Source organism: Janibacter sp. CFPM2_SD2, assembly GCF_057364645.1.
Genome location: NZ_JBNFOF010000297.1, coordinates 1 through 2,330, shown reverse-complemented (window position 1 = coordinate 2,330; position 2,330 = coordinate 1). Strand labels below are relative to the sequence as shown.

The following is a 2,330-nucleotide window of genomic DNA, read 5'->3' as shown; positions in this document are numbered from 1 at the left end:
GCGTTGACGAGGCCGGCTGCGCCCTGCCCCGCGACGGAGCGGGCGAGCGCGACCGACTGGTCGGCGGCGGCGTGCTCGGGCACCCGCATGCCGAGCACCTGGTGGGCCCCCATCCGCAGGACGTCGAGGACTCCCCCGTCGAGCTTCGAGACGGGGCGCTGCGCGCCTCGGCAATGATCGCGTCGTAGAGGCCCTGCATGCGCAGGGTCCCGTAGGTCAGCTCGGTGGCGAACCCGGCGTCACGGCCGCTCAGCCGCGCCCGGCGCAGCGCCTTGGGCAGCTCGAGGTTGGCATAGGCGCCCTCGTGCGAGACCGCCCGCAGCACGCGCAGCGCGGTCGTGCGCGGCACGTCCCCCTGGCGGGAGCGCGCCGAGGGTGCGGTCCGGGACTTCTGCCGCGGTCCGCGGTGCCCACCCTGGTCGCGCTGGCCGCCGCGCTGCCCGCGCCCTCCGTCACGTCGCTCGCTCATGCCGACTCCTCCCCGAGACGCTCACCGGCGTCGATCCGGACCCCACGGGCCCAGTCCGCGGCGGCCATCGGCTTCTTGCCGAGCGGGGTCACCTCGCCGAGGCGCACCGCGCGGTCGGCCGTGCCGACGAGGACCTCGCGCTTGCGGGCCTCGACGGTCCCGACGGGCAGGCTCTCGTCGGTGATCGTCACCGGCCCGACCTTGAGCCGCTCCCCGCGGAAGGTCGTCCACGCACCCGGCGCCGGCGTGCAGCCGCGCACGAGCCGGTCGACGGCGAGCGCCGGGTGACCGAAGTCGATCCGGGCGTCGTCGACGGTGATCTTGGCGGCATGGCTGACACCTTCGCCGGGCTGTGCCTGCGGCTCGAGGTCGCCGGAGGCGATGCCGTCCATCGTCGCGACGAGCAGGGGCGCACCGGCGTCGGCGAGCCGCTCGAGGAGCGCCCCGGAGGTGTCGTCGGGGCGGATCCGCTCGGTCATCGTCCCGAAGACCGGGCCGGTGTCGAGGCCGGTCTCGATGAGGAAGGTGCTCGCGCCGGTGATCTCGTCACCGGCGATGAGGGCCCGCTGCGCGGGAGCCGCGCCGCGCCACGCCGGGAGCAGGGAGAAGTGCAGGTTGACCCAGCCGTGGGTCGGGATGTCGAGCAGCTGTGCCGGCAGCAGCGCGCCGTAGGCGACCACCGGGCAGCAGTCAGGGGCCAGCTCGGTGAGCCGGGCGACGAAGTCCTCGTCCGTCGGCCGGGTCGGGGTGAGCACCTCGAGGCCGGCCTCCAGCGCGGCGGCCTTGACCGGGGAGGGCTCGAGCCGACGGCCGCGCCCGACCCGGGCATCGGGTCGGGTGACCACGGCGACGACCTCGTGGTCGGAGTCGAGCAGGGCACGAAGGGAGGGGACGGCGACCTCGGGGGTCCCGGCAAAGATCAGTCGCACCCGGCGAAGTCTAGATGCCCCCGGCAGACGCTCCGGGGCCCGGCGGTCAGCCCAGCTCGTCCTTGGGCACGCAGGGCCGGGTTACGGGAGGGCCAGCCACTCCTCGACGTCCGCCACCCTGCGGACCAACGGGTGGTGGTGGAAGACGCTGTCGTGGTGGACCTCCCCGACGAGCACGACGTCGACCGCCTGACCAGAGCTCGCGCGCGCCAGCGCCGCCCCAAGCTCGACATAGGTGCCACGTCCCTCGTGCTCCGTGGCCAGGACGAGGACGGCGTCGGCAGCCAGCGCTCCGTCGAGGTCGTTCGTGGCAATGCGCATCGCAGCCTCTGGAGCGTCGGCGTAGCCGCTGTCCCCCACGTCGATGTCCTCGCTCCGGGTCCAGTCGAAGGTCAGCTGATGACCAGCCGCGACGCTGCCGCCTGCACGGCCTGGACCTCGGTGACCGCAGCCAGGGGCGCTGCGACGTAGACCTTCATGCCGGGATGGTCGCAGGGCCCGCCGACAGCCTCACCCGGCAGTGAGGTGCCCGACCTTGACCGAGGTCAGGTCCGGCGCCTTGCGCGCGCTCTCGCCCGCCCGCACGTCCTTGAGGGCCGCGGCCACGAGCGGGCCGTCGGCGAAGGGAGCGGTGACGACGAGTCGACGCTTGTCCTGCGAGCCCGTGACGGGCAGCGGCCCCAGCAGCTGCGCCTGCGTCGCGGCCGCCCGCACCGCGTGCTCGATCGGCTCGACCCGCTTGCGGTCGGCGACCACCTCGGCGGTCCACGCGTCGGGGGCAGCGACAGCTCGGCCCGCTCGGCCAGCTCGCGCGCGGCGAACCACTCCGGGTCCCACCGCACCAGGGCCTCCACGGCGGGGATCGTCACGTGCGAGGGCGCGCCGCACAGGACGACGCGCCCCCGTCGCTCCACGAGCGCGCCAGCCCGGCC

The 2,330-nt window shown here is 74.8% G+C and carries 4 protein-coding genes; all 4 read right to left on the bottom strand.

What is annotated here, in order from left to right; all coding sequences use genetic code 11:
- Positions 1–469, bottom strand: a 469-nt coding sequence (locus tag AC2W7J_RS17565) for a transcription antitermination protein NusB (RefSeq protein WP_485983994.1), incomplete at its 3' end; no start/stop codon positions are given.
- The gene (gene fmt / locus AC2W7J_RS17560; protein WP_485983993.1) at positions 466–1,398 is read right to left on the bottom strand and encodes a methionyl-tRNA formyltransferase; all 933 of its coding nucleotides are present in this window, start codon (positions 1,396–1,398) and stop codon (positions 466–468) included. The genes fmt and AC2W7J_RS17565, both read right to left, overlap by 4 nt.
- Before the next feature lie 81 nt (positions 1,399–1,479).
- Positions 1,480–1,719 (bottom strand): hypothetical protein, encoded by a 240-nt coding sequence (locus AC2W7J_RS17555; protein WP_485983991.1) that lies wholly within the window; start codon positions 1,717–1,719, stop codon positions 1,480–1,482.
- A 189-nt stretch (positions 1,720–1,908) separates the two neighbouring features.
- The gene (locus tag AC2W7J_RS17550) at positions 1,909–2,154 is read right to left on the bottom strand and encodes a hypothetical protein (protein WP_485983989.1); all 246 of its coding nucleotides are present in this window, start codon (positions 2,152–2,154) and stop codon (positions 1,909–1,911) included.
- Positions 2,155–2,330 lie beyond the last annotated feature (176 nt).

Bases quoted from the DNA above. Each gene is read 5' to 3' on its own strand.
- AC2W7J_RS17555 (WP_485983991.1), bottom strand. From the start codon at position 1,719: ATGCGCATTGCCACGAACGACCTCGACGGAGCGCTGGCTGCCGACGCC.